Below are 24,965 nucleotides of genomic sequence, written 5' to 3'. Positions count from 1 at the left end.
GACATGGCGAAAGGGGTCCGGCTGAGCCGGACCCCTTTGGCGTTCCCCTCCCTCTGCGCGAGACCCCGAGCCCCCTCCGGGTGCCGCGCTCTCCCCCACTCAAGACCCTTGCGAGGCCCCCCTCTGGGTCTTGACGCTACATAGACACACCGGCCCGGGGGATGGTTGCACGGCTTCCGGAAGAAATTTCCAGGGATTTCTCAGAGCACGTGCCGGCGGTACCTGTCGGCCGTCTCGGCCAGCACCTCGGCGCCGTCGCGCGCCCACAGCGCGGGGTTGAAGATCTCCACCTCGACGGCTCCCGCGTAGCCGGCGGCGTCCACCCGCTCGCGGAACCCGCGCAGGTCGACGCAGCCGTCACCGAGCTGGCCGCGGCCCAGGAGCACCCCCTCGGGGAGCGGGGTGACCCAGTCGGCGAGCTGGAACGAGGCGATCCGGCCGCCGGCGCCGGCCCGGGCGATGCCGCCGGCCGCCCGGTCGTCCCACCACAGGTGATAGGTGTCCACGACCACCCCGACCTGCTCCGCGGGGAAGCGCTCGGCGATGTCCAGTGCCTGGCCGAGGGTCGACACGACACAGCGGTCGGAGGCGTACATCGGGTGCAGCGGCTCGATCGCCAGGCGCACTCCGCGTTCCCGCGCGTACGGAGCGAGCTCGGCGACCGCGTCGGCGACGCGTTCACGGGCGCCGGCGATGTCGCGGTCCCCGGCCGGGAGGCCGCCGGAGACCAGGACGAGGGTGCCGGTGCCCAGGGCCGCCGCCTCGTCCAGGGCCGCCCGGTTGTCGGCGAGCGCAGCGGCGCGCTCGTCCGGGTCGGAGGCGGTGAAGAAGCCGCCACGGCAGAGCGTGGTGACCGTGAGCCCGGCTCCGCGCACCAGCTTCGCGGTCGCCTCGACGCCGTACTCCCGCACCGGCCCGCGCCACAGTCCGACGCCGGGGACACCGAGCGTCACCAGCCCCTCGACCAGCTCGGGGAGGGGCAGTTGCCGCACGGTCTCCTGGTTGATGCTGAGCCGGGCGAGGTCGCCGGAGGTCCGGTTGTCAGTGCGCAATGTCACACTCCGTACACGGAGAGGAGCCGGCTCATACGGGACGCGGCGAGCGCCGGGTCGGGGAACAGTCCGATCCGGTCGGCCAGTTCGTAGGCGCGGGCCAGATGGGGGAGGGAGCGTGCCGAGTGGAGACCACCGACCATCGTGAAGTGCGACTGGTGGCCGGCCAGCCAGGCGAGGAGGACGACACCCGTCTTGTAGTGGCGGGTCGGGGCGCCGAAGAGGTGGCGGGACAGCTCGACGGTGGGGTCGAGCAGCGCCCGGAAGCCCGCCGTGCCACCGGTGCCAGCGGGGTCGCCGGTGCCAGCGGGGTCGCCGGTGCCACCGGGGTCGCCGTCGTCCAGCAGGCGCACGGCCCGTGCGGCGAGCGGCGCGAGCGGATCGAAGACGCCGAGCAGGGCGTGGCTGAAGCCCCGGTCGTCGCCGGCGATCAGCTCGGGATAGTGGAAGTCGTCGCCGGTGTAGCAGCGCACGCCGTCGGGGAGGCGGCGGCGCAGCTCGACCTCGCGCCCGGCGTCGAGCAGGGAGATCTTGACGCCGTCGACCTTGCCCGGGTGGGCGGCGACCACCTCGAGGAAGGTGCTCGTGGCCGCGTCCAGGTCCGTGCCGCCCCAGTAACCCTCCAGTGCGGGGTCGAACATCGGGCCCAGCCAGTGCAGCACGACGGGCCCGGCGGCCTGGCGCAGGAGGTGGCCGTAGACCTCCAGGTAGTCGTCGGGCCCCTTGGCGACGGCGGCCAGCGCACGGGAGGCCATGAGGACGGCCCGCGAGCCGGCGTCCTCGACGACGGCGAGCTGCTCCTCGTAGGCAGCCCGGATCTCCGTGAGGCCGTAGGGGTGGCCGAACTCGGTGGACGCCAGTTGGTCGGTGCCCACGCCGCAGGCGATACGGCCGCCCTCGGCACGGGCCTCGGCCGAGGAGCGGCGGATCAGTTCGGCGGCCCCGGCCCAGTCCAGGCCCATGCCGCGCTGGGCGGTGTCCATGGCCTCGGCGACGCCGAGTCCGTGCGACCACAGGTGACGGCGGAAGGCCAGCGTGGCCTCCCAGTCCAGCGCGGCGGGCCGGTCGGCCGCGGTGCGGAAGGGGTCGGCGACGACGTGGGCCGCCGCATAGACGACGCGGCTGCCCGGCTCGTCCGCCGTCGCGGGGGCCCCGGCGTGGGCCGCGGGCTCGGTGCGCGGCCGGTAGGCGTACAGCTCGCCCGTCTCGGTGGGGAGGTGAAGGAGCGTCACGGTCACAGGGTCAGCTCCGGTACGTCGAGACGGCGGCCCTCGGCGGAGGACCTCAGGCCCAGTTCCGCGAGCTGTACGCCGCGGGCACCGGCCAGCAGGTCCCAGGTGTAGGGCTCGTCGAGGTGGACGTGGCGCAGGAACAGCTCCCACTGGGCCTTGAAGCCGTTGGCGAACTCGCCGTTGTCCGGGACCTCCTGCCACTGGTCGCGGAAGACCTCGGTGGCGGGCAGATCGGGGTTCCAGACCGGCTTGGGGGTGGCGGAGCGGTGCTGGGCACGGCAGGTGCGCAGCCCCGCGACGGCCGAGCCCTCGGTGCCGTCGACCTGGAACTCCACCAGCTCGTCCCGGTGGACGCGCACGGCCCAGGAGGAGTTGACCTGGGCGACCACGCCGCCCTCGAGCTCGAAGATCCCGTATGCGGCGTCGTCGGCCGTGGCGTCGTAGGGCTTGTGCTGCTCGTCCCAGCGCTGCGGCACGTGCGTGGTGGCGAGCGCCTGCACGGACAGCACGCGGCCGAACAGCTCGTGCAGGACGTACTCCCAGTGCGGGAACATGTCGACGACGATGCCGCCGCCGTCCTCGGCGCGGTAGTTCCAGGAGGGGCGCTGGGCGGACTGCCAGTCGCCCTCGAAGACCCAGTAGCCGAACTCGCCGCGGACGGAGAGGATCCGCCCGAAGAAGCCGCCGTCGACCAGCCGCCGGAGCTTGAGCAGGCCGGGAAGGAAGAGCTTGTCCTGGACGACGCCGTGGCGGACGCCGGCGGCGGTGGCCAGGCGGGCCAGCCGCAGCGCTCCGTCCAGACCGGTCGCGGTGGGCTTCTCGGTGTAGATGTGCTTGCCGGCGGCGATCGCCTTGGTGATCGCCTCCTCGCGGGCACCGGTGACCTGGGCGTCGAAGTAGATCTCGGTGGCGGGGTCGGCGAGCACGGCGTCCAGGTCGGTGGAGACCAGGGCGGGGTCCAGGCCGTGGCGGTCGGCGAGGGCGCGCAGCGCGTGCTCGCGGCGGCCGACGAGGACGGGCTCGGGCCACAGCACGGTGCCGTCGCCGAGGTCGAGCCCGCCCTGTTCGCGCAGGGCGAGGATCGAGCGGACGAGGTGCTGGCGGTAGCCCATACGGCCGGTGACGCCGTTCATGGCGATCCGCACGGTCCTGCGTGTCACGTGAGGTTCCTCTCTCCGGCGGGGCGCCGAGCGGCAGCAAGCGCTTTCCTCGCTCTACGCTAACCGCCGCCGAACACCTTCGACAAGGGGAAAGACTTCGGGTAGAAAGCGCTTGCCCATCGCCTGACGTGGAGACATCGTCCCGGTTGCGGGGACGCCGCCGCGTCCGGGGCACCCTCGCCCCGGCGGTCCCGCACGCCCCGGCCCGCACGGTGGCCGGGGTGCGTGGGACCGCGACACGGGCGGGCGCCGGACGCCCCGGGGAGCCCTCGGCGAGGGTCGCCGGCAGGGCGCCGCACGGGCGCCCTGCCGCGGCCACCGCTCCCGAGCGCCAGCACGCCTCCCAGGCCGGGACCCTCGGCGCTACCGGATCGCGCGCGACGGGGGAGCCGGGACCGGGATCGCGAGCGGGGCAGGCCCCCGGCCCCGGTCGCACCTCTTGGCTCCCGAATGACGACAGAAAGCGCTTTCACCTAGAGTGACCCCAGGGCGGTGGAACGCCCTGCGCAAGGTGCTGTGCGACTCCGCTCCCCCACCGGCCCCCGAGGTGAGAGCATGTGCGGCTACGGGCGGACGGCCCGGGGAGGACCGACCCGGAGGAAACAGACAAGATGGCAGTGACCCTGGCCGACGTGGCGGCGCGCGCCGGAGTGTCCGCCGCAACCGTGTCGCGTGTCCTGAACGGCAACTACCCGGTCGCGGGCAGTACGCGCGAGCGGGTCCTGCGGGCCGTCGACGACCTCGACTACGTCGTGAACGGGCACGCCCGCGCACTGGCCGCCGCCACCTCCGACCTGGTCGGGGTACTCGTCAACGACGTCGCCGACCCCTTCTTCGGGCTCATCGCCAGCGCCGTGCAGAGCGAGATCAGCGGCGGCACCGAGCATCCGCCCGGGCTGCCCGCGGGCGCCGGGAAACTCGCCGTGGTCTGCAACACCGGGGGCTCCCCCGAGGCCGAGCTCAACTACCTGACCCTGCTGGAGCGGCAGCGTGCCGCGGGCGTGGTGCTCACCGGGGGCGCCGTGGAAGGCACCGGGCACAGCGCCGCCGTCGCCGCCCGCCTCGCCCGGCTCGCCGCCTCCGGCACCCGGATCGTCCTGTGCGGGCGCCCGCCCCTGCCGGAACTCGCCGAACTGGCCGGCCCCGCCGCGGACGCCGTGATGACCGTCGCCTTCGACAACCGCGGCGGCGCGCAGCGCCTCACCGAGCACCTGCTGGCCCTCGGCCACCGCACCATCGGCTACGTCGCGGGCCCCGCGGAGCGCAGCACCACCCGGCACCGCCTGGAGGGCCACCGTGCCGCCCTGGCCGAGGCCGGGCTCGCGGGCTCCCCCGCCGAGCTCGACCGCCTCACCGTGCACGGCTACTACGACCGCTCCTCCGGGTACGACGCGGCGCTGGAACTGCTGCGCCGCGAGCCGGGGCTGACCGCGGTCGTCGCCGCCAACGACACGGTGGCGCTCGGCGTCTGCGCGGCGCTGCGCGAGCGCGGGCTGCGCATCCCCGAGGACGTCTCGGTCGCCGGCTTCGACGACCTGCCCTTCAGCGTGGACGCCGCGCCCGCGCTCACGACGGTGCGCATACCGCTGCAGGAGGCGGGCGCCCGCGCCGGCCGCCTGGTCATGGGCCGCCAGGCACCGCCTCCGGGCGGCCTCGCGACCGTACGGACGGAGCTGATGGTGCGGGCCTCGACCGCGGCACCGCGAAGCGGCACATAAAAGATCCCGGGCCGGGCGGGACACCCGGCGCGCCGGCGCCTGTCCAGAACCACCCTCCACGGATACCTTTGACGCAGTCAAAGAATTTCCGCGAGGGGAACCGCCGTGGCCGTCCAGGAGATCCGGGCGTTCAACCGCTTCTACACCAACCTCATCGGCGCGCTCGACTACAGCCGCCATCTGCACACCCCGTACACCCTCACCGAGGCCCGCGTCCTGTACGAGCTCGCCCACGCCGCCGGCGGCGGGCTGGACGCCGCCGACCTGCGCACGGCCCTGTCCGTGGACGCCGGGCAGCTCAGCCGGATGCTGGCGGCCTTCGGGGAGCGGGGACTGGTGACCCGCGCGCCGTCACCACGGGACGCCCGGCGGCAGCGCGTGGAGCTGACCCCCGACGGCCGCGAGGCCGCCCGGCTCCTGGAGGACCGGTCGCGGGAAGCCGTCGCGACCATGGTCGGCGGGCTCGCCCCGGGCGACCGCGAACGCCTGACGGAGGCCATGCGCACCGTCCGCGACGTCCTCGGCGGTACCGCCGCAACAGGGACACCTCCCGGGCCGCGGGTCCGGCTGCGCGAGCCGCGGCCCGGTGACCTCGGCTGGGTGGTCCAGCGCAATGCCGAGGTCTACGCCGAGGAGTACGGCTGGAACGCCGAGTACGAGACCCTCGTCGCCCGGATCGTCGCGGACGGCCACGAGCGGGCGTGGATCGCCGAACTGGACGGCGAGCGCGCCGGCTGCGTCTTCTGCGTACGCACCGACGAGCCCGGCACGGCACGGCTGCGCCTGCTGCTGGTGGACCCGGCCGCCCGGGGCCACGGCATCGGCCGGCGGCTGGTCGACGCCTGCGTCGGGCACGCCCGCGCGACCGGTCGCCGCGAGCTGGTGCTGTGGACGAACGACGTGCTGGTCTCCGCCCGGCGGATCTACGAGGCGGCCGGTTTCGAGCTCGTCGGGGAGGAGCCGCACCGCAGTTTCGGCCGCGATCTCGTCGGGCAGGACTGGCGGCTGATGCTGTAACGTCCGAAAAGTGAAGCTCGCGTTCTCGACCCTCGGCGTGCCGGGGCTCCCCGTGCCGGACGTGGTCCGGCTCGCCGCGGAGCACGGTTACCACGGCGTGGAGCTGCGGGCGGGCCACGAGGAGCCGGTGCACAGCGGCCTGACGGAGCGGCAGCGCGCGGACGTGGCCGGGGAGTTCCGGGGCTCCGGTGTCGCGGTGCTGGCGGTCGCCTCCTACGTGCAGGTGGCAGCGCCGGGTGAGGACGCTCCGGCGCTGCGCGGCCTGCGCGACCACGTACGCCTCGCCGCCGACCTCGGCGCCCCCTACGTACGGGTGTTCCCCGGCGCCGGTGACGACGACGGGGACGCCGCCGACACCCGGGCGGCCCGCCGGCTGGCGGCGGTGGCCGCGGAGGCGGCGGACGCGGGCGTGCGGGTGCTGCTGGAGACCCACGACTCGCACCGGACCGGCGCGGACGTCGCGCGGATCCTGGGCCTGGTGGGTCATCACCACGCGGGTGCGCTGTGGGACGTGATGCACCCCTGGCTGGGTGGCGAACAGCCCGAGCACACCTACCCGGTGCTCGCCCCCTACCTGGGCTACGTGCAGGTCAAGGACGTCTCCTCGGCGCAGGACACCACCCCGCTGCCGCTCGGCCACGGGGCGCTGCCGCTGGCCGGCACGGTGGAGGTGCTCAGCCGCGCGGGCTGGGACGGCTGGCTGTGCTGGGAGTACGAGAAGCTCTGGTACCCGCAGGTCCGGGCGCTGCCGGAGCTGCTGTCGCGGGGGCGTTCGCACCTGCTGCAGCTGCTCGGCGAGTCGGCCTGAGCCCGGCGCCCGCCCGGAGCGAGCCCAGCGACGTCACGGCGACGCCGCCCACCAGCAGCACGGCGGCCGCCCAGCGCAGCGGGCCGACGCCCTCGTCCAGCAGCAGGGCCGCCGAGGTCATGCCGAAGACCGGGACGAGCAGGGAGAACGGGGCCACCGCGGAGGCGTCGTACGTCCGCAGCAGGAAACCCCAGGCGCCGAAGCCGAAGACGGTGGTGACCCAGGCGACGTAGACGATCGCGCCGGCGCCGCTCCAGTCGAGGCCGCGCAGCGCGGCGGCGTCCGCGGCGGGGCCCTCGAAGACCAGGGAGAGGGCGAGCAGCGGCAGCGGCGGGACGAGGCTGACCCAGACCATCCAGCTCAGCGCGTCCGGCGGGGCGGCGCGCCGGGTGAGGACGTTGGACAGCCCCCAGAAGGCGGCGGCCGCGACGACCAGCACGAACGCGCCGAGCGGCCCCGAGGTGCCCTCGTCGTACGCGGCGACGCCGATCCCCGCGAACGCGACGCCCATGCCCGCGATCCGCAGCCGGCCGGGCCGCTCGCCCAGCAGGGCGACCGCGAGGAGGGCGGTGAAGACCGCCTGGACCTGCAGCACCAGGGAGGACAGCCCGGCGGGCATGCCCTGGTCCATGCCGATGAAGAGCAGGCCGAACTTGGCGACGCCGAGGACGAGCCCGACGGCCACGATCCAGCGCAGCGCGACGCCGGGCCGGCGGACGAAGAAGACCGCGGGCACGGCGGCGACGAGGAAGCGCAGGGCGCAGAAGAGCAGCGGCGGGAAGTGGCCCAGCCCGACCTCGATGACCACGAAGTTAACGCCCCAGACCGCGGCGACGAGGACCGCGAGGGCGAGGTGTACCGGTCGCATCGCTCCAGCATCGGGCACCGTACCCTTAAGCACCAGCGAGCATTACTGCACTGTCGGCTTCAGCGTTGCTGAATGGTGCGCCTCCGGCGCACGGGATGACGAGGTGAACGGATGCTGGACCTGGCCCGGCTGCGGGCGCTGCACGCCGTGCATGTGCACGGATCGGTGGGGGCGGCGGCCACGGCCCTCGGCTACACCGCGTCCGCGGTGTCCCAGCAGATCGCGAAGCTGGAGCGGGAGACCCGCACGACGCTCCTGGAGCGGCAGGGCCGCGGCGTGGCGCTCACCGAGGCCGCCCAGTTGCTGGCGGAGACCGCGCAGGAGCTGATGGCGATCGTGGAGCGGGCCGAGGTGGCGCTGGAGGAACGGCGCGGCCGCCCCACCGGGCGGCTGACCATGGCCGCCTTCCCGACCGCCGCGCGCGGTCTGCTCCCGCAGGTGCTGGCCGGGCTGACGGCCGCCCACCCGTCGCTGGAGCTGCGGCTGGTGGAGGAGGGTGCGCACCTGTCGGTCGACCTGGTCTCCCGCGGCGTCGTCGACCTGGCCGTGGTGCACGACTGGGACATCGCCCCGCTGCCCGCGCCCGAGGGCCTGGAGCGGGTGGTGATCGGCGAGGACCGCTGCGACGTGCTCGTCCCCGCCGGGCATCCGCTGGCGGCCCGCGCGGCACTGGTCCGCGAGGACGTCGTCGACCAGCGGTGGATCTGCCAGCCGCCCGGACACGTGTGCCACGACTGGCTGGTGCGGACCCTGCGGGAGGCGGGCACCGAGCCGGACCTGGCGTTCCAGGTCGCCGAGTACCAGACGCAACTGGCGCTGGTGGCGGCCGGGCTGGGGATCGCGCTGGTGCCGCGGCTGGGGCGCGGGCCGGTACCGGACGGGGTGGTCGTGGTGCCGCTGGAGCCGGCGCCCGTGCGGCGCCTGTACGCCTTGTGGCGGACCGGGGCGTCGCGACGTCCGGCCATCACGGAGACGGTTCGGGCGTTGCGCGTCCACTACCCCCGGGTCGTTGCCTGACCATGGGCGGATGTCATCCACCCGCAGGGAACCGTTTCCGTACCGATCCCGTCCAACCGGCGTGCTGCTGGGAAGCTTCCGCAAAGCGGTGTCGGTCGCGCTGCTGGCTGCGTCACTGACGACGCTCTCGGCCGCATGCGGCCGGCAGCAGCCCGCCACCGGTCTGCCCCCCTCCGACAGCGCCGGTGGCGGCCCCGCCCCCTCCGCGATCACCACCGTGCCCGCCGGCCCGGGCACGGCGGCCTCCGCACCCGCGGACCCGGCACCGTCCACCGCGGCGTCCCCGCCTGGGAACGGGGCGGTCTCCACCCGGCGCGTGTACTTCACCGAGACCACGCGCGGGGTGCCCGCGGTGCACACGGTCCTCGACGGCGAGCGCGACCTGAGCCGGTTTCCCGGCTACTTCATGAAGTCGGCGCCGCAGATCGCCGACGCCATCGCCCAGCGCGCCGCACGGACCGACTTCTCGCGCTCGGTCCTGGTCGCCTGGAGCCGCACCACCGGCTGCAACAGCACGAAGGACGCGATCCTCTTCCGCAGCGGCGACCGGCTGGTGCTCGGTCTCGCGCAGACCCCGATGGGCCAGTGCCTGGTCGCCAACCAGGTGGTGGCCGTGTTCGAGGTACCGCGCGACCGGATGCCGAAGCGGCCGCGCTTCGCGCAGGAGACGGACCCGCGGGCCGATCCGCCCGCCCCGGGGAGCACGCTGGCGTTCGGCGGTCTCGAGGACACCCGGGAGCCCGGCGGCCGCCGCAGCACCGAGGTCACCTCGTCCCGGCAGCTCGAGGCCTTCCTCGCCGGTCTGCCCCGCAAGGGGGCCGCCGCTCTGCGCGAGCAACTGGCACGGCATCCGCGGCGCGGTGACGAGCGGCGCTTCGGTTTCCTGCTGACGGGCTGCCGGCCCACCGGAGCCGTCCTGACCATCGGCCGGCGGGAGCTGTCGGCGTCCCCCACCGGGGACGAGACCATCCGCTGCATCCAGACCCAGCGCTACGCGGCGGTGCTCGCGGTGCCGTCCCGGCTCGTCCCGGCGCGTGCCCAACTCATTGACTGACAATAACTTTCCGGCTAAGCGTGTCTGCTTGAAGGTTTCTTTCAGCACGCCCCCCACCTCCTGCCGGAAGGAGTCCGTCATGCACAGCAGTCCCCATCCGTCCCGCCGTACGGTGCTCGGTGCCGCCGCGGCCGCCTCCACCGCCCTCGCCCTCGGCGTCCCGGGCACCGCGAACGCGGCCGCGACGGACCGCAGACGCGTCCGTGCGCTCATCGACCGCATGAGCATCGAGGAGAAGATCGGCCAGCTCTTCGTCATGCGCGTGTACGGCCATTCGGCCACCGCCCCCGATCCGGCCGACGTCGCCGCGAACCAGGCCGAGATCGGGGTCTCCAACGCGGCCGAGCTGATCGCCAAGTACCACGTCGGCGGCATCATCTACTTCGCGTGGGCCCACAACACCCGCGATCCGCACCAGATCGCCGACCTGTCCAACGGCATACAGCGGGCCTCCAGGATCCCCCTGCTGATCTCCACCGACCAGGAGCACGGCGCCGTCGCCCGGGTCGGCTCCCCCGCCACGCTCTTCCCCGGCGGGATGGCGCTCGGTGCGGGCGGCAGCACCGCGGACGCCCGGCGGGCCGCGGCCGTCGCCGGGGCCGAACTGGCGGCGATGGGCATCACCCAGGACTACGCGCCGGTCGCCGACGTCAACGTGAACCCCGCCAACCCCGTCATCGGGGTGCGCTCCTTCGGCGCCGACCCGAAGGCCGTCGCCGCGCTCGTCGCCGCCCAGGTGGAGGGTTACCAGCGGGCCGGGATCGTCGCCACCGCCAAGCACTTCCCCGGTCACGGTGACACCGGCACCGACAGCCACTTCGAACTGCCGGTCATCACGCACTCGCTCGAGGAATGGCGGCGTCTGGACGCCCCGCCCTTCCGCGCGGCGATCGCCGCCGGCATCGACTCGATCATGACCGCGCACATCCTGGTGCCCGCACTCGACGACTCCGGTGACCCGGCCACGCTGTCCCGGCCCATCCTCACCGGCATCCTGCGCGAGGAACTCGGTTACGACGGCGTGGTCGTCACCGACTCCCTCGGCATGGAGGGCGTGCGCCAGAAGTACGGCGACGACCGGGTCCCGGTGCTCGCCCTGAAGGCCGGCGCCGACCAGCTGCTCAACCCGCCGGTCCTGGAGACCGCCTGGCAGGGCGTCCTGGCCGCCGTGAAGTCCGGCGAGCTCACCGAGGAACGCCTCGACGAGTCCCTCACCCGGGTCCTCATGCTCAAGGCGCGGCGCGGGCTGCTCGACGACCCGTACGTCACCCACCGCGGCGTGGACCGGGTGGTCGGCACCCGCGGCCACCTGGCGGAGGCCGACCGGATCACCGGACGCACCGTCACCCTGCTGGCGAACCAGGGGGCGCTGCCGCTGCCCGCGCACCGCCGGCTGCTGGTCGTCGGCGCCGACCCTGCCGCGCCCTCGGGCACCGGCGGGCCGCCCACCGCGGTGCTCGGCGCGGCCCTGGCCGGCCTCGGGCACACCGCGCAGGTCCTGTCGACCGGGACCGCGCCGGGCCAGGCCGTGATCGACCAGGCGGTGGCCGCCGCGCGGGACAAGGACGCCGTGGTGGTGGCCACGTACAACGTCACCGGGGCGTCGACGGGTCAGATCGCGCTGGTGGCCGCGCTCGTCGCCACAGGTGTGCCGGTGGTGCAGATCGCGATCCGCAACCCCTACGACGTCGCCCGGCTGGACGGGGTGGCCGCCGCGCTGGCCACCTACGGCTGGACGGACGTGTCGATGCGTGCGGCCGCACGGGTGCTGGCGGGCAAGGTACGGCCGAGCGGCAAGCTGCCGGTGGCCGTTCCGGCGGCGGACGACCCGGCGCGGACGCTCTACCCCGTCGGCTGGGGCCTGCGGTACTGAACCCGCCGCGCGCGGGGCGGCCCCTCCCGGGAACAGGTCACGCCACCTATCCTGCCGAAAACGGGCAACTCGCCCGGGGGTACGGGTGGGGGGCCGCCATGCGCGTGTTGTCCGGGCAACTCCTGGGTGCGGCATGGCTGGTCGCCGTGCTGCTCGCCGCCTGCTCGCCGGGCGCGGGCGGCACGGGCAGCAGCGCCGCCGGCCCGGACGTCCCGCCCGCCACGCACGCCGCGGTCTTCCTGGACCAGGGGGAGTGCGCGGCCGGCGACCCGGTGGGCTCCTACCGGGAGGTGGCGTGCTCGGACCCGGGCGCCCGGGCCCGGGTCGTCGGCCGGCTGTACGGGCTGCTGCCCGCCTCGCCGTCGCCCGCTCCCCCGCCCACCACACGGGCCGGCGACCGCTGCCCGCCGACCACGGACTTCCTGCTCACCGTCACCGCCGCCCGTCCCCAGGGGTACGCCTGCATGCGCAACCTGAAGGCCCCGCACCCAGGGGATCCCGGCGGGGGCGGCGGGCCCCGGACGATCGCGGGCGACTGCCTCTACAGCTCCCGGAAGGGACAGGTGAAGGAGACGCCCTACGACGGGTCCGGGCCGCACGCCCCGCAGTTCCGGGTCGTGGAACTGGCCCGCGAGCGCCGGTCCTGCCCCCGGGGGACGGCGCTGTACGTCGGGGTGGGCGGCGGGCCGGCGGGCGTGGGATGCGCCCGCCGGCTCTGACACCCGATCAGAAGGGCAGCCGGCCGGCGGCCTCGGTGCTCCGGTCGAGCTTGGCGTCGTAGGCCGCCAGCGGCTTGGCCGCCTCGGGGTCGGCACGTACGGCCGCGGGGGCGACACCGGCCCACTCCAGCACCTCGGCGGTGGCCTTCGCCTTGTCGGCCGCGCCCAGCGCGCCGATGACCGCGCCGTGGTTGGCGCCGGGCGCCCACATCACGTACGAGTCGTGCGCCCCCCGCGAGAGGCGGAACGGCTCGGCCCCCCAGGGGTCGTTCTGCCCGTAGACGAAGAGCATGCGCTCGGCGTGGTGGCGCACCCAGGTGTCGACGTCGTGCATCGCGCGGGGCTGGAAGCGCATCGGGATGGAACGCGGCACGTAGGAACGCGGCTGGTAGATCCCGGGGTAGCGCAGCAGGCCCTTCAGGTGCGGGGTCGCGAAGGTCGGAGCGCCGAGCTGCGTGCCCGCCTGGTAGTAGTACGGCGTGTAGTACTCCAGGCCCTGGTCGGTGTAGAAGTCGAAGCCGGAGACGGAGTCGACGAAGGAGTAGAGGGCGTCCGTGGTGGCGGTCGCCGCGGGCACGTCCGCGCATTCCGACTGCTGGTGGTACTGCCAGAAGGCCCACACCAGGTCCAGCACCACGTTCTCGTACGCCTTGTCCGCGCTGCCGACGGTGGTGAAGGTCAGCCCGTTGTCGGCGGCGTACTGCTGGTAGCGGGCGACGATCTCGCCGCGGCGGACGAGTGCCTCGCGCTGCACGGCGTTCAGCCGCGCCCGGCAGTCGGCGGTGCCGACGGTGCGGAAGAAACGGGTGTAGGCGGAGTCCTCGTCGTTGACCACGTCGTTGGGGGCGACGTAGGCGACGGTGCCGGCCATGTCGTGCGGGTAGAAACGGCGGTAGTACGTGGCCGTCATGCCGCCCTTGCTGGCGCCGGTGGCGAGCCAGTTCCCGGCGTAGATCCGGCTCAGCGCCCGGTGGATGCGGTGCTGGTCGCTGGCGGCCTGCCAGATGTCGAGCTTCGACCAGTCGGCGGGGGCGGGACGGGACGGGGTGAAGAAGCGGTACTCCATGGAGACCTGGTTGCCGTCCACGATCTGCGTCGGCTCGCGGCGGGAGGGGGTCGTGGAGAGGCCGTAGCCGGAGGTGTAGAACACGGTGGGCCGGTCGGTCCCCTTGTGCAGCACGGTGATCCGCTGCTGGAACGTCCCCTTGGACGGGTGCCGGTGGTCCACCGGCTGCGTGTAGTCGAGGACGAAGAAGCGGTATCCGGTGACCGGCTTCTCCTCGATCAGGCTCATCCCGGGTATCGCCAGGATGCGGTCCTTGATGTCCGGCTCGTCAGCGGTCGCGGTGGCGGCTCCACCGCCGGCGGTGCCTATGAGCAACACCAGCGCCAGCAGCCATCTGAGCGCGTTGCGCATGCCCCCTCCTTCGGGGTTCGACGGGCGTCGCCCGTGAACCTATGAGGAGGAAGTGGCCCGCCGCCAGGGGGCGTTGGGCAAAGAGCGGCGGCCCGGACCACAGGGGTCCGGGCCGCAAAAGCGCGAAGGCGGTGCCTAGGCGACGGCCTCGCTGCTCTCGTCCTCGCCGACGAAGGTGCGCCACAGCTCGGCGTAGCGGCCGTCGGCGGCGAGGAGCTGCTCGTGCGTGCCGTCCTCGACGACCCGGCCGTGGTCGAGGAGGACGACCCGGTCGGCGCGGGCGGCGGTGGTCAGCCGGTGGGCGACGACCAGGGTGGTGCGGCGTACGGCGAGCCGGTCGGCGGCCCGGTTGACCAGGGCCTCGGTGGCCAGGTCCAGGGCGGCCGTCGCCTCGTCGAGCAGCAGGACGTCGGGGTCGACCAGCTCGGCGCGGGCCAGGGCGATCAACTGCCGCTGTCCGGCGGAGAGGTTGCGGCCCCGCTCGGAGACCGCGTGCAGGTAGCCGCCGTCCAGCGTGGCGATCATGTCGTGGGCGCCGACGGCCCGGGCCGCGGCCTCGACCTCGGCGTCGGTGGCGTCCATCCGCCCGTAGGCGATGGCGTCGCGGACCGTCCCCTCGAAGAGGTAGGCCTCCTGCGGGACGACGCCGAGCCGCTGACGGTAGCCGGTCAGGTCGAGCTCGCGGATGTCCTGGCCGTCGACGAGGACCGCACCCGAGGTCGGGTCGTAGAACCGGGCCACCATCTTGACCAGGGTCGACTTGCCCGCGCCCGTCTCGCCGACGAAGGCCACCGTCTGGCCCGCGGGGATCCGCAGGTCGATCCCGGACAGCGCCTCGGCGCCCTCCTCGGTGTAGCGGAAGTGCACGTCGTGGAAGGCGATCTCGCCGCGCAGCCGGCCGACGCCGCGCGGGGACCCGGCGGGCGGGGTGGCGGTCGGCGTGCGCAGCAGCTCGCGGATGCGGCCCAGGGACACCGACGCCTGCTGGTAGCCGTCGAAGACCTGCGAGAGCTGCTGCACGGGCGAGAAGAACAGGTCGATGTAGAGCAGGTAGGCCACCAGGGCGCCTGCGGTGAGCGTGCCCGCGCCGACGCGGTGGGCGCCGACGATCAGCACCAGGGCGGCGGCGACGCTGGACAGCAGCTGCACGAAGGGGAAGTACACCGAGATCAGCCACTGCCCGCGCACACGCGCCCGACGGTAGGCGTCGCTGCGGTCGGCGAAGCGCTCGGCGCCACCGCGCTCGCCCCGGAAGGCCTGCACGACGCGGAGCCCGGCGACGTGCTCCTGCAGGTCGGCGTTGACGACGCTGACCCGTTCCCGGGCCAGCTCGTAGGCCTTCACGGACTTGCGGCGGAAGACCCAGGTGGCGACGAAGAGCACCGGCAGGGTGGCGAAGACGATCAGCGCCAGCTGGACGTCGATCACCAGCAGCGCGACCAGGATGCCGAGGAAGGTGAGCACGCTGACGAGCGCGGTGACCAGTCCGGTCTGCAGGAACGTCGACAGCGCGTCGACGTCGGTCGTCATCCGGGTCATGATGCGGCCGCTCAGCTCGCGCTCGTAGTAGTCGAGCCCGAGCCGGTGCAGGTGGGAGAAGATCTTCACCCGGAGCGTGTAGAGCACGCGCTCGCCGGTACGGCCGGTCAGGCGCGTGGAGCCCCACTGCGCGCCCCACTGCGCGGCGACCACGGCCAGCCCCAGCAGCGAGGCGGCCCAGACGGCGCCGAGCGCGGCCTGCCGCACACCGGAGTCGATGCCGTGCCGGATCAGGACCGGCAGCAGCAGCCCGGCCAGCGCGTCGACGGCGACGAACAGCAGGCTGAGCAGCAGGGGGCCGCGGAAGCCGCGCAGCAGACTGCGCAGGCCGAAGTCCTTCTCGACGGAGGCCGCCTGGTCCTCGTCGACGTCCGGGGTGTCCAGGGCCGGGGGCAGCGCCGCCACCTGCGCGAGCAGCTCGGGGGTGGCGGGCATCCCGGCCATGGCCGAGGCCATGCCGCCCGGGCCGCCGCGCGCGGCGGCCGGGGAGGGCGCCGACTGCGTCCGCCCGGTGTCCTCGTCGCGGTGCCGGCGGTCCTGCGGCCACAGGGCCGCCGTCACGCCGCCCTCCGCGGGCGCCTCGGTGGCGGGACGTGCCGCCGGGGCCGCGATCGCGCCCTCGCCGGGCCACTCGGTCAGCGGCACGACCTCGCCCGCGGGGTCGTGGGTGACGACGTCCGAGCCGAGCTCGTCGGGGTCGGTGAGCAGCCGCCGGTACAGCGCGCAGCGGGCCTCCAGCTCCTCGTGGGTGCCCACGTCGACCAGCCGGCCGGCCTCCAGCACGGCGATCCGGTCGGCGAGGGCGAGGGTGGAGCGCCGGTGGGCGATGAGCAGCGTCGTGCGGCCCGCCATCACCTCGCGCAGCGCGTCGTGGATCTCGGCCTCGACGCGGGCGTCCACGGCGGAGGTCGCGTCGTCCAGGACGAGCAGCCGCGGGTCGGTGAGGATGGCGCGGGCCAGGGCGACGCGCTGGCGCTGGCCGCCGGAGAGGGTCAGTCCCTGCTCGCCGACGACGGTCGCGTACCCCTCGGGCAGGGCGCTGATGAACTCGTCCGCCTGGGCGTGCCGGGTCGCGGTGAGGATCTGCTCGTCGGTGGCGTCGGGGTGGCCGTAGGCGATGTTGGCGCGGACGGTGTCGGAGAACAGGAAGCTGTCCTCCGGGACGAGCCCTATGGCGTCGCGCAGGGAGTCGAAGGTGAGCTCGCGCACGTCGCGGCCGCCGACGCGGACGGCGCCGCCGGTCACGTCGTAGAAGCGGGGCAGCAGCAGCGAGACGGTCGACTTGCCGCTGCCGGAGGCGCCGACGACGGCGACGGTCTCGCCGGGCTCGACGGTCAGCGAGAAGTCGTCCAGCACGGGACGGGTGCGGTCGTAGCCGAAGCTGACGTGGTCGAACTCGACGGTGGCCGGGGCCTCGCGGGGCAGCTGCCCGGCGCCCTCCTCCAGGCTGGGCCGGGTGTCGATGAGCTCGGTGACGCGCTCGACCCCGGCCCTGGCCTGCTGGCCGACGGTGAGCATCATCGTGAGCATGCGCACCGGGCCGGTCAGCTGGGCGAGGTAGGTCGAGAACGCGACGAAGGTGCCCAGGGTGATCTGGCCCTTCACGGCCATCCAGCCGCCGAGCGCCAGCATGCCGACCTGCCCGAGCGAGGGCACCGCCTGGAGCGCGGGACCGTAGCGCGCGTTGAACCTGATGGTGCGCAGCCGTCCGGCGAAGAGGCGCTCGCTGACCGAGCGCAGCTTGGACATCTCCTGCTGCTCCTGGCCGAAGCCCTTCACGACGCGGACGCCGGTCACCGAGCCGTCCACGATCCCGGCGACGGCGGCGGCCTGGCCCTGGGCGTACCAGGTGGCGGGGAAGAGCCGCTTGCGGCTGCGGTCGGCCAGGAACCACAGGGCGGGCGCGACGGCGAGGGCGATCAGGGTCAGCATCGGCGAGAGCACGAACATCACGACGATCGACAGGACGAAGAGCAGGACGTTGCCGATCATCATGGGCGCCATGAAGAGCAGGCCCTGGATGAGCTGCAGGTCACTGGTGGCCCGGCCGACGACCTGGCCGGTGTTGAGCTCGTCCTGGCGCGCGCCGTCCAGCCGGGTGAGCGAGTGGAACATGTCGGTGCGCATGTCGTGCTGCACGTCGAGGGCGAGCCTGCCGCCGTAGAAACGCCGCAGGAAGGTCATCAGGTAGACCACGACCGCGGCGGCGATCAGCACGGCCGCCCAGGGGGCGAGCGGCTTGTCGTGCTTGACGATGACGTCGTCGATGATCAGCTTGGGGACGAGCGGCACGAGGGCCATCACGGCCATGCCGGCGAGCGAGGAACCGAGCGCGAGGCCCACGTTCCCCCGGTAGCGCCAGCAGTACCCCATCAGCCGCCGCAGCCAGCCCTCGGCCCTCACGGCCTCGCCGGCCTTCGCTTCGTCGTCCTTCGCCGCCACCCGGTGTCCTCCCGTCCCGTCCTTTTCGCCGGAGGATCACAACGCCCTGGAGTGCGGATTTCATCCTCCCGCAACAAAACTACGACGAGGGTCCGACAACGCTCGGGCGGAGGTCTCGGGACAAAGTCTGACGAAACGTTTCCCCCTTGGCCGGGACCGGGCGCCGGTTCACCCCAGGTGCGTCGGCGCGAACATCCGCAGCAGCACGGGGAGCACGACCACGCAGGGGCCGGGCGCCGCGAGGGCGTCCGCGAGGTCGTCCCGGAGCCGCTCGGGGCTCGTGCGGACCGCCGGGACGCCGAAGGCGCCGGCGAGTGCGACGAAGTCCGGCCGGGCCAGCTCGGTGCCGGTGGCCTCGCCGAAGGCGTCCGTCATGTACTCGCGCAGGATGCCGTAACCGCCGTCGTCGACGATCAGCCAGGTGACGGGCAGGCCGTACTGCCGGGCCGTGGCGAGCTCGGCGATCGAGTACATCGCGCCGCCGTCGCCCGACACGGCCAGCACCGGCCGGGTGCGGTCCGCGGCGGCAGCGCCCAGCGCGGCGGGGAAGCCGTAGCCGAGACCGCCGGCGCCCTGGGCGGAGTGCATCGGGCCGGGCCAGGCGGACCAGGCCCAGTAGGCGAGGATCGTCATGTCCCAGAAGCTGGGAGCGTCCTCGGGGAGGGCGTCGCGGACGGCGGCGAGGACGCGCTGCTCCAGGCCGAGGTCCTGGCCGTCGAGACGCTCCCGGACCCGCTCCAGCAGTGCCGCCACCGCCTCGGGCGCGCCCGCGTCGCGGCGCTCGTCCACGGCCGCGGCGAGCGCGCCGAGGGCGAGCCGGGCGTCGGCGTGGATGCCGAGCGCCGGGTGGTTGGACTCCAGCTTGCCGAGGTCGGCCTCGACCTGGATCACCCGGCCGCGCGGGCGGAAGGTGTGGTAGTTCGAGGAGAGCTCGCCCAGCCCGGATCCGACGACCAGCACGACGTCGGCCTCCTCCAGGAAGTCCGTGGTGTGCCGGTCCTCCAGCCAGCTCCGCAGCGACAGCGGGTGCTCCCACGGGAAGGCCCCCTTGCCGCCGAAGGTGCAGGCGACCGGGGCGTCGAGCCGCTCGGCGAGGGCGCGCAGCTCGGCCTCGGCCCCCGCGCGCACGACACCGCCGCCGGCCAGCACGACCGGCCGCTCGGCGCGGGACAGCAGCGCCGCCGCCTCGGCGATCAGCTCGGCGCGAGGACGCAGCGGCCGGGGCCCGGCCGCCAGTTCCCCGACCGGCGGCACCGTGACGGGGGCGAGCAGCACGTCCTGCGGGATCTCCACCCAGACCGGCCCGTACGGCGCGGTCAGCGCCGACTCCCAGGCGGCGGCGAGGGCCGAGGGGATCTGGGAGGCGGTGCGGACGGTGTGCACCGACTTGACGATGTCGCGGAACGACGCCTTCTGGTCGGCGAGCTCGTGCAGGTAGCCGTGGCGGCCGCCGCCGAGCCCGGCGACCGGCACCTGGCTGCCGATGGCGACGACCGGCGCCGAGGCGGCGGCCGACTCCTGCAGGGCGGCGAGCGTCATCAGCGCGCCGGGGCCGGTGGAGACCAGCAGCGGCGCGGCGCCGCCCGTGACGCGGGCGTACGCGTCCGCGGCGAAGCCCGCGTTGTTCTCCACGCGCAGGCCCACGTACTCCAGCTTCGAGCGCCGCAGCGCGTCGAAGGCGCCCAGCGCGTGCTGCCCGGGCAGGCCGAAGACCGTCGTCGCGCCGAGCGCCGTCAGGGATTCGACGACCAGGTCGCCGCCGTTGCGCCCGCTCATGCGCGGCCGGCCGCGATCTGCCGGGTCATGATCGTGGTCAGCTCGTACGCGGTGTGGGAAGCCGCGACGCTGGTGATCTCGGCGTGGTCGTAGGCGGGGGCGACCTCGACGACGTCGGCGGAGATCAGGTGGCAGGAGGCCAGGCCCCGCAGGATCTCCAGCAGCTCGCGGGAGGTGATGCCGCCGGCCTCGGGGGTGCCGGTGCCGGGGGCGTGGGCCGGGTCGAGGACGTCGATGTCGATGGAGATGTACAGGGGGCGGTCGCCGATGCGCTCGCGCAGCTGCTGGGCGACCTCGTCGGCGCCGCGCCGGTAGACGTCGGCGGAGGTGACGATGCCGAAGCCCATCTTCTCGTCGTCGGTGAGGTCCTGCTTGCCGTACAGCGGGCCGCGGGTGCCGACGTGGGAGAGCGCGGAGGTGTCGAGGACGCCCTCCTCCACGGCCCGGCGGAACGGGGTGCCGTGGGTGTACTCGGCCCCGAAGTAGGTGTCCCAGGTGTCGAGGTGGGCGTCGAAGTGGAGCAGGGCGACCGGGCCGTGCTTGCGGGCCATGGCGCGCAGCAGGGGCAGTGAGATGGTGTGGTCGCCGCCGAGGGTCATCAGGCGGGCGCCGGTGTCGAGCAGGTCGTCGGCGGCGGCCTGGATCGTCTCGACGGCCTCGTTGATGTTGAACGGGTTGGCGGCGATGTCACCGGCGTCCGCGACCTGGGCGAGGGCGAAGGGCGAGGCGTCCTGCGCCGGGTTGTACGGGCGCAGCAGACGGGAGGCCTCGCGGATCGCGTTGCCGCCGAAGCGGGCGCCGGGGCGGTAGGAGACGCCCGCGTCGAAGGGCACGCCGACCACGGCGACGTCGGTGGTGCCGACCTCGTCGAGGCGCGGGAGCCGCGCGAACGTGGCGGGACCGGCGTACCGCGGGGTGCGGGAGGAGTCGATGGGGCCGCGCGGTTCGGTGCTGCTCATGGGTAACTGCCTTCTTTCGTACGCTTCGTTGCGCTCTGCTCGCTTTGTGACTTTATCCGACCGGAACGGTCCCCTCGGCGGCCGGGACGGGAGTCCGTCCGGCCAGCCGCTCCCGCCAGGCCGCCAGCACGGCGGCATCGGTCGGCTTGGTGGCGAGGCTCACCGCGACGTAGACGACGAGGGAGGCCAGCAGGCCGTAGTAGACCGGCTCGTTGGCCAGGATGCCCTTCCAGACCATCAGGCCCACGACGGCCAGGCCGCCGACGGCCACCGAGGCGAGGGCGCCCGCCGCGGTGCCGCGCCGCCACAGCAGACCGCCGAGGATCGGTACCAGCAGCCCGCCGACGAGCAGGTTGTACGCCACGGTCAGCGCCTCGACGACGTTGTTCAGCGCGATGGCGGTGACGATGACGACCACGCCCATGATCAGGATGAAGACGCGGTTGCCCGAGACCTCGTCGTGCGCGCTCTCTTCGCCGTCCCGCCCGCGGCCGACCACGCCGCGCAGCCGCGACCAGATGTCGTTGTTGGCCACGGTGGCGCAGGCGATCAGCGCGCCGGAGGAGGTGGACATCACCGCGGAGAGCGCGGCGGCCAGCACCAGGCCGCGCACGCCCACCGGCAGCGCGTCCTTGACGATGGTGGCGAAGGCGTCGTCGGCCGCGGCCAGGTTCGGGTACAGCACCTTGGCGGCGGTGCCGATGACGGCGCCGGCGATCGCGTAGACGAGGCAGTAGACACCGGCGACGGTGCCGCCGAGCTTGGCGATCCTGTCGCTGCGGGCGGTGAACACGCGCTGCCAGATGTCCTGGCCGATGAGCATGCCGAAGGTGTAGATCAGCACGTAGGTGAAGATCGTCTGCCCGCCGATGCCCAGGGGCGCGAAGTACTCGCTCGGCAGCTGCGCCTTCATCTCCGCGAAGCCGCCCGCCTTGATCACCGCGATCGGCAGCAGCAGGACCAGCACGCCGAGGGTCTTGACCACGAACTGCACCATGTCGGTGAGCGTGATCGACCACATGCCGCCCAGCGTGGAGTACGCCACCACGACGGCGCCGCCCAGGATGATCGCCAGGGTGCGGTCCATCCCGAACAGGACGTCGAAGATCGTCGCGTAGGCGATCGTCGAGGTCACCGCGAGCATCAGCGTGTACGCCCACATGACGATGCCGGAGATGACGCCGGCCGAGCCGCCGTAGCGCAGGTCGAGCATCTCGGAGACGGTGTAGACCTTCAGGCGGGCGATGCGGGCCGAGAAGAAGACGCTCAGCGCCAGCAGGCCGAGGCCGATGGTGAAGACCATCCAGGCGCCGGACAGGCCGTACTGGTAGCCGAGGCCGACGCCGCCGATGGTGGAGGCGCCGCCGAGGACGATCGCGGCCATGGTGCCGGAGTACATCGACGGGCCCAGCCTGCGGCCGGCGACCAGGAACTCGCTCTTGGACCTGGCGCGGCGCATGCCCCACCAGCCCACGGCGAGCATGCCGGCCAGATAGCCGATGATCACGGCGTAGTCGACGGCCATGAACCCTCCTCCATCGGTCGCGCGGGCGGAGCCGCGGGCTTTCCTTTGCGGCGACGATAGGCGGCCGGGAAGAAGCGCTGAAGTGTACGTTTCATCCATCGCACCCGGTCCGGATGGAGGAAACGCACATGACTCCCCCGCGTCAGGACCTGGCGCCGCCCACGCCGCCGATCCCGCTCGCCACCCTGCTCGCCCTGCCCGACCTCGGGCTGCGCCAGGTCGCGGGACCGTCCGCGGCCGACCGGGACGTCCGCGTCCAGTGGGTGCACACCAGTGAGATGGAGGACCCCTTCCCGTACCTGCTCGGCGGGGAGCTGCTGCTGACCGCGGGGGTGCACTTCGCGTCGGCGGCGGGCGCCGGCGCCTACCTGGACCGCTACGTGGCCCGCACGGTCGAGGCGGGGGCGGCGGCGCTCGGATTCGGTCTCGCCCCGGTGCACGACGAGACCCCGGCGGCGCTGGTCGCCGCCTGCGACCGGCACGCCCTGCCGCTGGTGGAGGTGCCGCCGCGGACCCCCTTCACCGCCGTCGCGCGGGCCGTCTGGCAGGCCATGGGCGAGGCCCGGGTCCGTGAACTGCGGCACGTCACCGAGGCACAGCAGGCCCTCGCCGCGGCCGCCGGGCGCCCGGACCCCGTGCCCTCGGTGCTGCGCAGGCTCGCCGGCCGCCTGGGCGCGTGGGCCGCGCTGATCGCCCCGGACGGTTCCGAGGTGTACGCGGCGGGCACCGCCCCGGACCCGCAGGCGCGTGCGGCGGCGGCACGGCTGGCCGGGGTGGTCCTGCCGGCGACGGACGCGCACGCGCCCTCCTCGGCGACCGACACCCACGGCGGGACGCGCCTGTCGGCGTACGCGCTGGCCGGCGGCCCCCCGAGCGAGCGGCCGGCGCTCGTCCTGGTCACGGGCCGCCCCGATCCGGGCGACCACGCGGTCGCCAACGTCGCCGCGGTCCTGCTCTCCCTGCTCACCGGCCCGCACCTGGGCAGCGCGGAGGCGGGCCGGTCGGCGGCGCTGGTGCGGCTGCTGCTGGGCGCGGAGCCGCAGGAGGTGGCCCCGCTGCTGGGAACGGAGTCCCGCTGGGCCGTCGTGCACGCCCGCAAGCGCGGCGGCCCGGCCGGACCGCTGGCGGCGGCCGCGCTCGGCGCGGCGCTGGGCACCGCGCTGATCGAGCCGGGCGGCACCGTCGTACGCCTGCTCCTGCCGGCCGGCCGCGAGGTGACCGCCCAGCCGGGGTGGACCCTCGGGGTGAGCGGCCCGGTCGCGGTGGCCTCCCTCGTCACCGGGGACGGCCAGGCCGCGGGCGCGCTGCGCCGGGCGGTCGCCACCCGTGCGCCGCTGGTGATCCATCGCGGAGCCGGGCCCGGCATGAGCGGACTGGTCACCCCGGACGACGCCCGGTCCAGGGCGCGGGAGCTGCTGGCGCCGGTGGCGGACTCGCCCGCCCTGGTGGAGACGCTGCGCACCTGGATCGGCCTGCACGGGAGCTGGGACCGTACGGCCGTCGCCCTGGAGGTGCACCGCAACACCGTGCGCCAGCGCATCGGGCGCGCGGCGACCCTGCTGGAGGCGGACCTGGACGACCCGGACGTACGCATGGAGCTGTGGTTCGCGCTGCGCTGGCTGTGAACCCGTACGCCCCGCCGCGGCGGGCTTTCTGACGTCCCGGCAGGAGGTAACGGACCGGCGTCGATCGGCGGCCCCCCGCACGCACGTCCGACAGCAGGCGACAATGGGGGTCATGCTGCCCCATGTCACCGTGCCGTCCCGCAAGGCCCTCGCCGACCACCTCGTACGCACGCGCATCGCGGGCGACGTCGCCACCCCCCGCGAGAACAACCGCTCTCACTACCGCAGACTCGCCGAGGGCGACCGCCACTACTGGTTCGGCCTGGAGTTCGGCGAGCGCTGGACGGACGAGGAGGCGGTGCTGGCGGTCATGGCCGAGCGCTGCGGGGTCGTGGCCGACCCCGGGTACCTCCTGGGGCAGGACACCATCGACCCCGAGCTGACGATCAGCGCCCTGGACCGGGCCGCCCGGATGCTCTGCAAGGCCGTGGAGGGCGGGCAGCGGGTGCTGTTCGCCACCGGCCACCCCGGCGGCCTGCTGGACGTCCACCGCACCCTGGCCGCGGCCGTGCGGGCCGCCGGCGCCGAGGTCGTCGCGATCCCCGGCGGGCTGTCCACCGACGAGGGCGGCGTCTTCCAGTTCTGCGACGTGGCCATGCTGGAGCGCGGCGCCACGCTGTGGCACACCCACTCCCCCGGCCCGATGGCGGCGGTCCTCGACGCGCTGGCCGCACAGGGCCGGCCGCTGCCCGACCTGGTCGTCGCCGACCACGGCTGGGCGGGGTGCGCCGGACAGCGCGGCATCGACGCGATCGGCTTCGCGGACTGCAACGACCCGGCCCTTTTCCTCGCCGAGGCGGAGGGCACGGTCTCGGTGACCGTCCCGCTGGACGACCACGTCACCGACCCGCGCCACTACGACGCGATGACCGCCTACCTGCTGGACGCGGCGGGCCTGACCGGCTCCGCATGACAGGGGGCCACGCCCCCGAGGGGGCGTGGCCCGCCACTCCCGACGGGCCCCGAGCCGCCGTCCTTCCGGCGACCCGGGGCGCGATGTCGACAGGCCGGGGCCTTCGCCCCCGCCCTTGGTCCGCGACATGAGCTGTCTCTTATACACATTTCCTAGCCCACGAAACCTCTCTACACCTCGTATTCCGCCTTTCGCTTTAAAAAAAAAAAGCACACCCAGATGCAAAGATACACTCAAAGAACAGACAAGAA

Annotated in this window: 17 protein-coding genes and 1 pseudogene; 9 read left to right on the top strand and 9 right to left on the bottom strand. The window is 74.0% G+C overall.

All coding sequences use genetic code 11. The features are described 5' to 3' along the window. Nucleotides 1-200: 200 nt before the first annotated feature. From PV341_RS05760 to PV341_RS05750, 3 genes are read right to left on the bottom strand one after another with little or no spacing between them, the layout of a single operon-like run. The gene (locus PV341_RS05760) at nt 201-1,052 is read right to left on the bottom strand and encodes a sugar phosphate isomerase/epimerase family protein (RefSeq protein WP_500356914.1); all 852 of its coding nucleotides are present in this window, start codon (nt 1,050-1,052) and stop codon (nt 201-203) included. Nucleotides 1,053-1,054: 2 nt separating this feature from the next. Next, a complete protein-coding gene (locus PV341_RS05755) occupies nt 1,055-2,284 on the bottom strand; it encodes a dihydrodipicolinate synthase family protein (RefSeq protein WP_500356912.1) in 1,230 nt (409 codons plus the stop codon). Nucleotides 2,285-2,286: 2 nt separating this feature from the next. Then, nucleotides 2,287-3,444: a Gfo/Idh/MocA family protein gene (locus PV341_RS05750; RefSeq protein ID WP_500322818.1), complete on the bottom strand. Its 1,158-nt coding sequence runs from the start codon at nt 3,442-3,444 to the stop codon at nt 2,287-2,289. Between the two features lie 611 nt (nt 3,445-4,055). On the opposite strand from PV341_RS05750, the gene PV341_RS05745 reads away from it, so the two are divergent. The 3 genes and pseudogenes from PV341_RS05745 to PV341_RS05735 all read left to right on the top strand — a co-directional run. Then, nucleotides 4,056-5,162 carry a LacI family DNA-binding transcriptional regulator gene (locus tag PV341_RS05745; protein WP_500322816.1) on the top strand — a complete coding sequence of 369 codons (1,107 nt, stop codon included), beginning with the start codon at nt 4,056-4,058 and terminating at the stop codon, nt 5,160-5,162. 105 nt (nt 5,163-5,267) lie between these two features. Then, nucleotides 5,268-6,179 carry a bifunctional helix-turn-helix transcriptional regulator/GNAT family N-acetyltransferase gene (locus PV341_RS05740; RefSeq protein ID WP_500322815.1) on the top strand — a complete coding sequence of 304 codons (912 nt, stop codon included), beginning with the start codon at nt 5,268-5,270 and terminating at the stop codon, nt 6,177-6,179. A 10-nt stretch (nt 6,180-6,189) separates the two neighbouring features. Then, nucleotides 6,190-6,843: pseudogene (locus PV341_RS05735) on the top strand (sugar phosphate isomerase/epimerase family protein); the annotation flags it as partial. Nucleotides 6,844-6,853: 10 nt separating this feature from the next. Here the strand turns inward: PV341_RS05735 and PV341_RS05730 are convergent. Continuing rightward, nucleotides 6,854-7,855, bottom strand: a complete 1,002-nt coding sequence (locus PV341_RS05730; protein WP_500322814.1) for an EamA family transporter — start codon at nt 7,853-7,855, stop codon at nt 6,854-6,856. Nucleotides 7,856-7,966: 111 nt separating this feature from the next. Between PV341_RS05730 and PV341_RS05725 the strand changes: the two genes are divergently transcribed. The 4 genes from PV341_RS05725 (at nt 7,967) to PV341_RS05710 (ending at nt 12,518) form a co-directional block, all read left to right on the top strand. Next, on the top strand, nt 7,967-8,872 hold the full coding sequence (locus tag PV341_RS05725) for a LysR family transcriptional regulator (protein ID WP_500322813.1): 906 nt from the start codon (nt 7,967-7,969) through the stop codon (nt 8,870-8,872). Nucleotides 8,873-8,933: 61 nt separating this feature from the next. After that, entirely contained in the window at nt 8,934-9,926 is a 993-nt protein-coding gene (locus PV341_RS05720) for a hypothetical protein (protein ID WP_500322812.1), read from the top strand. 79 nt (nt 9,927-10,005) lie between these two features. Then, nucleotides 10,006-11,799 (top strand): glycoside hydrolase family 3 protein, encoded by a 1,794-nt coding sequence (locus tag PV341_RS05715; RefSeq protein WP_500356911.1) that lies wholly within the window; start codon nt 10,006-10,008, stop codon nt 11,797-11,799. A gap of 98 nt (nt 11,800-11,897) precedes the next feature. Then, nucleotides 11,898-12,518 carry a hypothetical protein gene (locus tag PV341_RS05710; RefSeq protein WP_500356909.1) on the top strand — a complete coding sequence of 207 codons (621 nt, stop codon included), beginning with the start codon at nt 11,898-11,900 and terminating at the stop codon, nt 12,516-12,518. 7 nt (nt 12,519-12,525) lie between these two features. Here the strand turns inward: PV341_RS05710 and PV341_RS05705 are convergent, their stop codons facing one another. From PV341_RS05705 to PV341_RS05685, 5 genes are all read right to left on the bottom strand, one after another. Next, nucleotides 12,526-13,935, bottom strand: a complete 1,410-nt coding sequence (locus PV341_RS05705; RefSeq protein ID WP_500322807.1) for a S28 family serine protease — start codon at nt 13,933-13,935, stop codon at nt 12,526-12,528. 135 nt (nt 13,936-14,070) lie between these two features. Continuing rightward, nucleotides 14,071-17,847: an ABC transporter ATP-binding protein gene (locus PV341_RS05700; RefSeq protein WP_500356931.1), complete on the bottom strand. Its 3,777-nt coding sequence runs from the start codon at nt 17,845-17,847 to the stop codon at nt 14,071-14,073. 237 nt (nt 17,848-18,084) lie between these two features. Continuing rightward, nucleotides 18,085-19,692, bottom strand: a complete 1,608-nt coding sequence (locus tag PV341_RS05695) for a thiamine pyrophosphate-binding protein (protein WP_500322806.1) — start codon at nt 19,690-19,692, stop codon at nt 18,085-18,087. Further along, nucleotides 19,689-20,651, bottom strand: a complete 963-nt coding sequence (gene speB, locus PV341_RS05690; RefSeq protein WP_499511985.1) for an agmatinase — start codon at nt 20,649-20,651, stop codon at nt 19,689-19,691. The genes PV341_RS05695 and speB overlap by 4 nt, the downstream gene beginning before the upstream one ends. A 52-nt stretch (nt 20,652-20,703) precedes the next feature. Further along, nucleotides 20,704-22,176, bottom strand: coding sequence for a sodium:solute symporter family protein (locus PV341_RS05685; RefSeq protein WP_500322804.1), 1,473 nt, complete (start codon nt 22,174-22,176; stop codon nt 20,704-20,706). 128 nt (nt 22,177-22,304) lie between these two features. Between PV341_RS05685 and PV341_RS05680 the strand changes: the two genes are divergently transcribed. Beyond that, nucleotides 22,305-23,801, top strand: coding sequence for a PucR family transcriptional regulator (locus tag PV341_RS05680; RefSeq protein WP_500356907.1), 1,497 nt, complete (start codon nt 22,305-22,307; stop codon nt 23,799-23,801). 103 nt (nt 23,802-23,904) lie between these two features. Further along, nucleotides 23,905-24,714, top strand: a complete 810-nt coding sequence (locus PV341_RS05675; RefSeq protein ID WP_500322800.1) for a phosphatase — start codon at nt 23,905-23,907, stop codon at nt 24,712-24,714. The last annotated feature ends 251 nt before the right edge of the window (nt 24,715-24,965 follow it).

The organism is Streptomyces sp. PA03-1a (assembly GCF_033792805.1).
Classification (GTDB): Bacteria; Actinomycetota; Actinomycetes; order Streptomycetales; family Streptomycetaceae; genus Actinacidiphila.
This window is presented reverse-complemented; position numbering and strand designations above follow the sequence as displayed.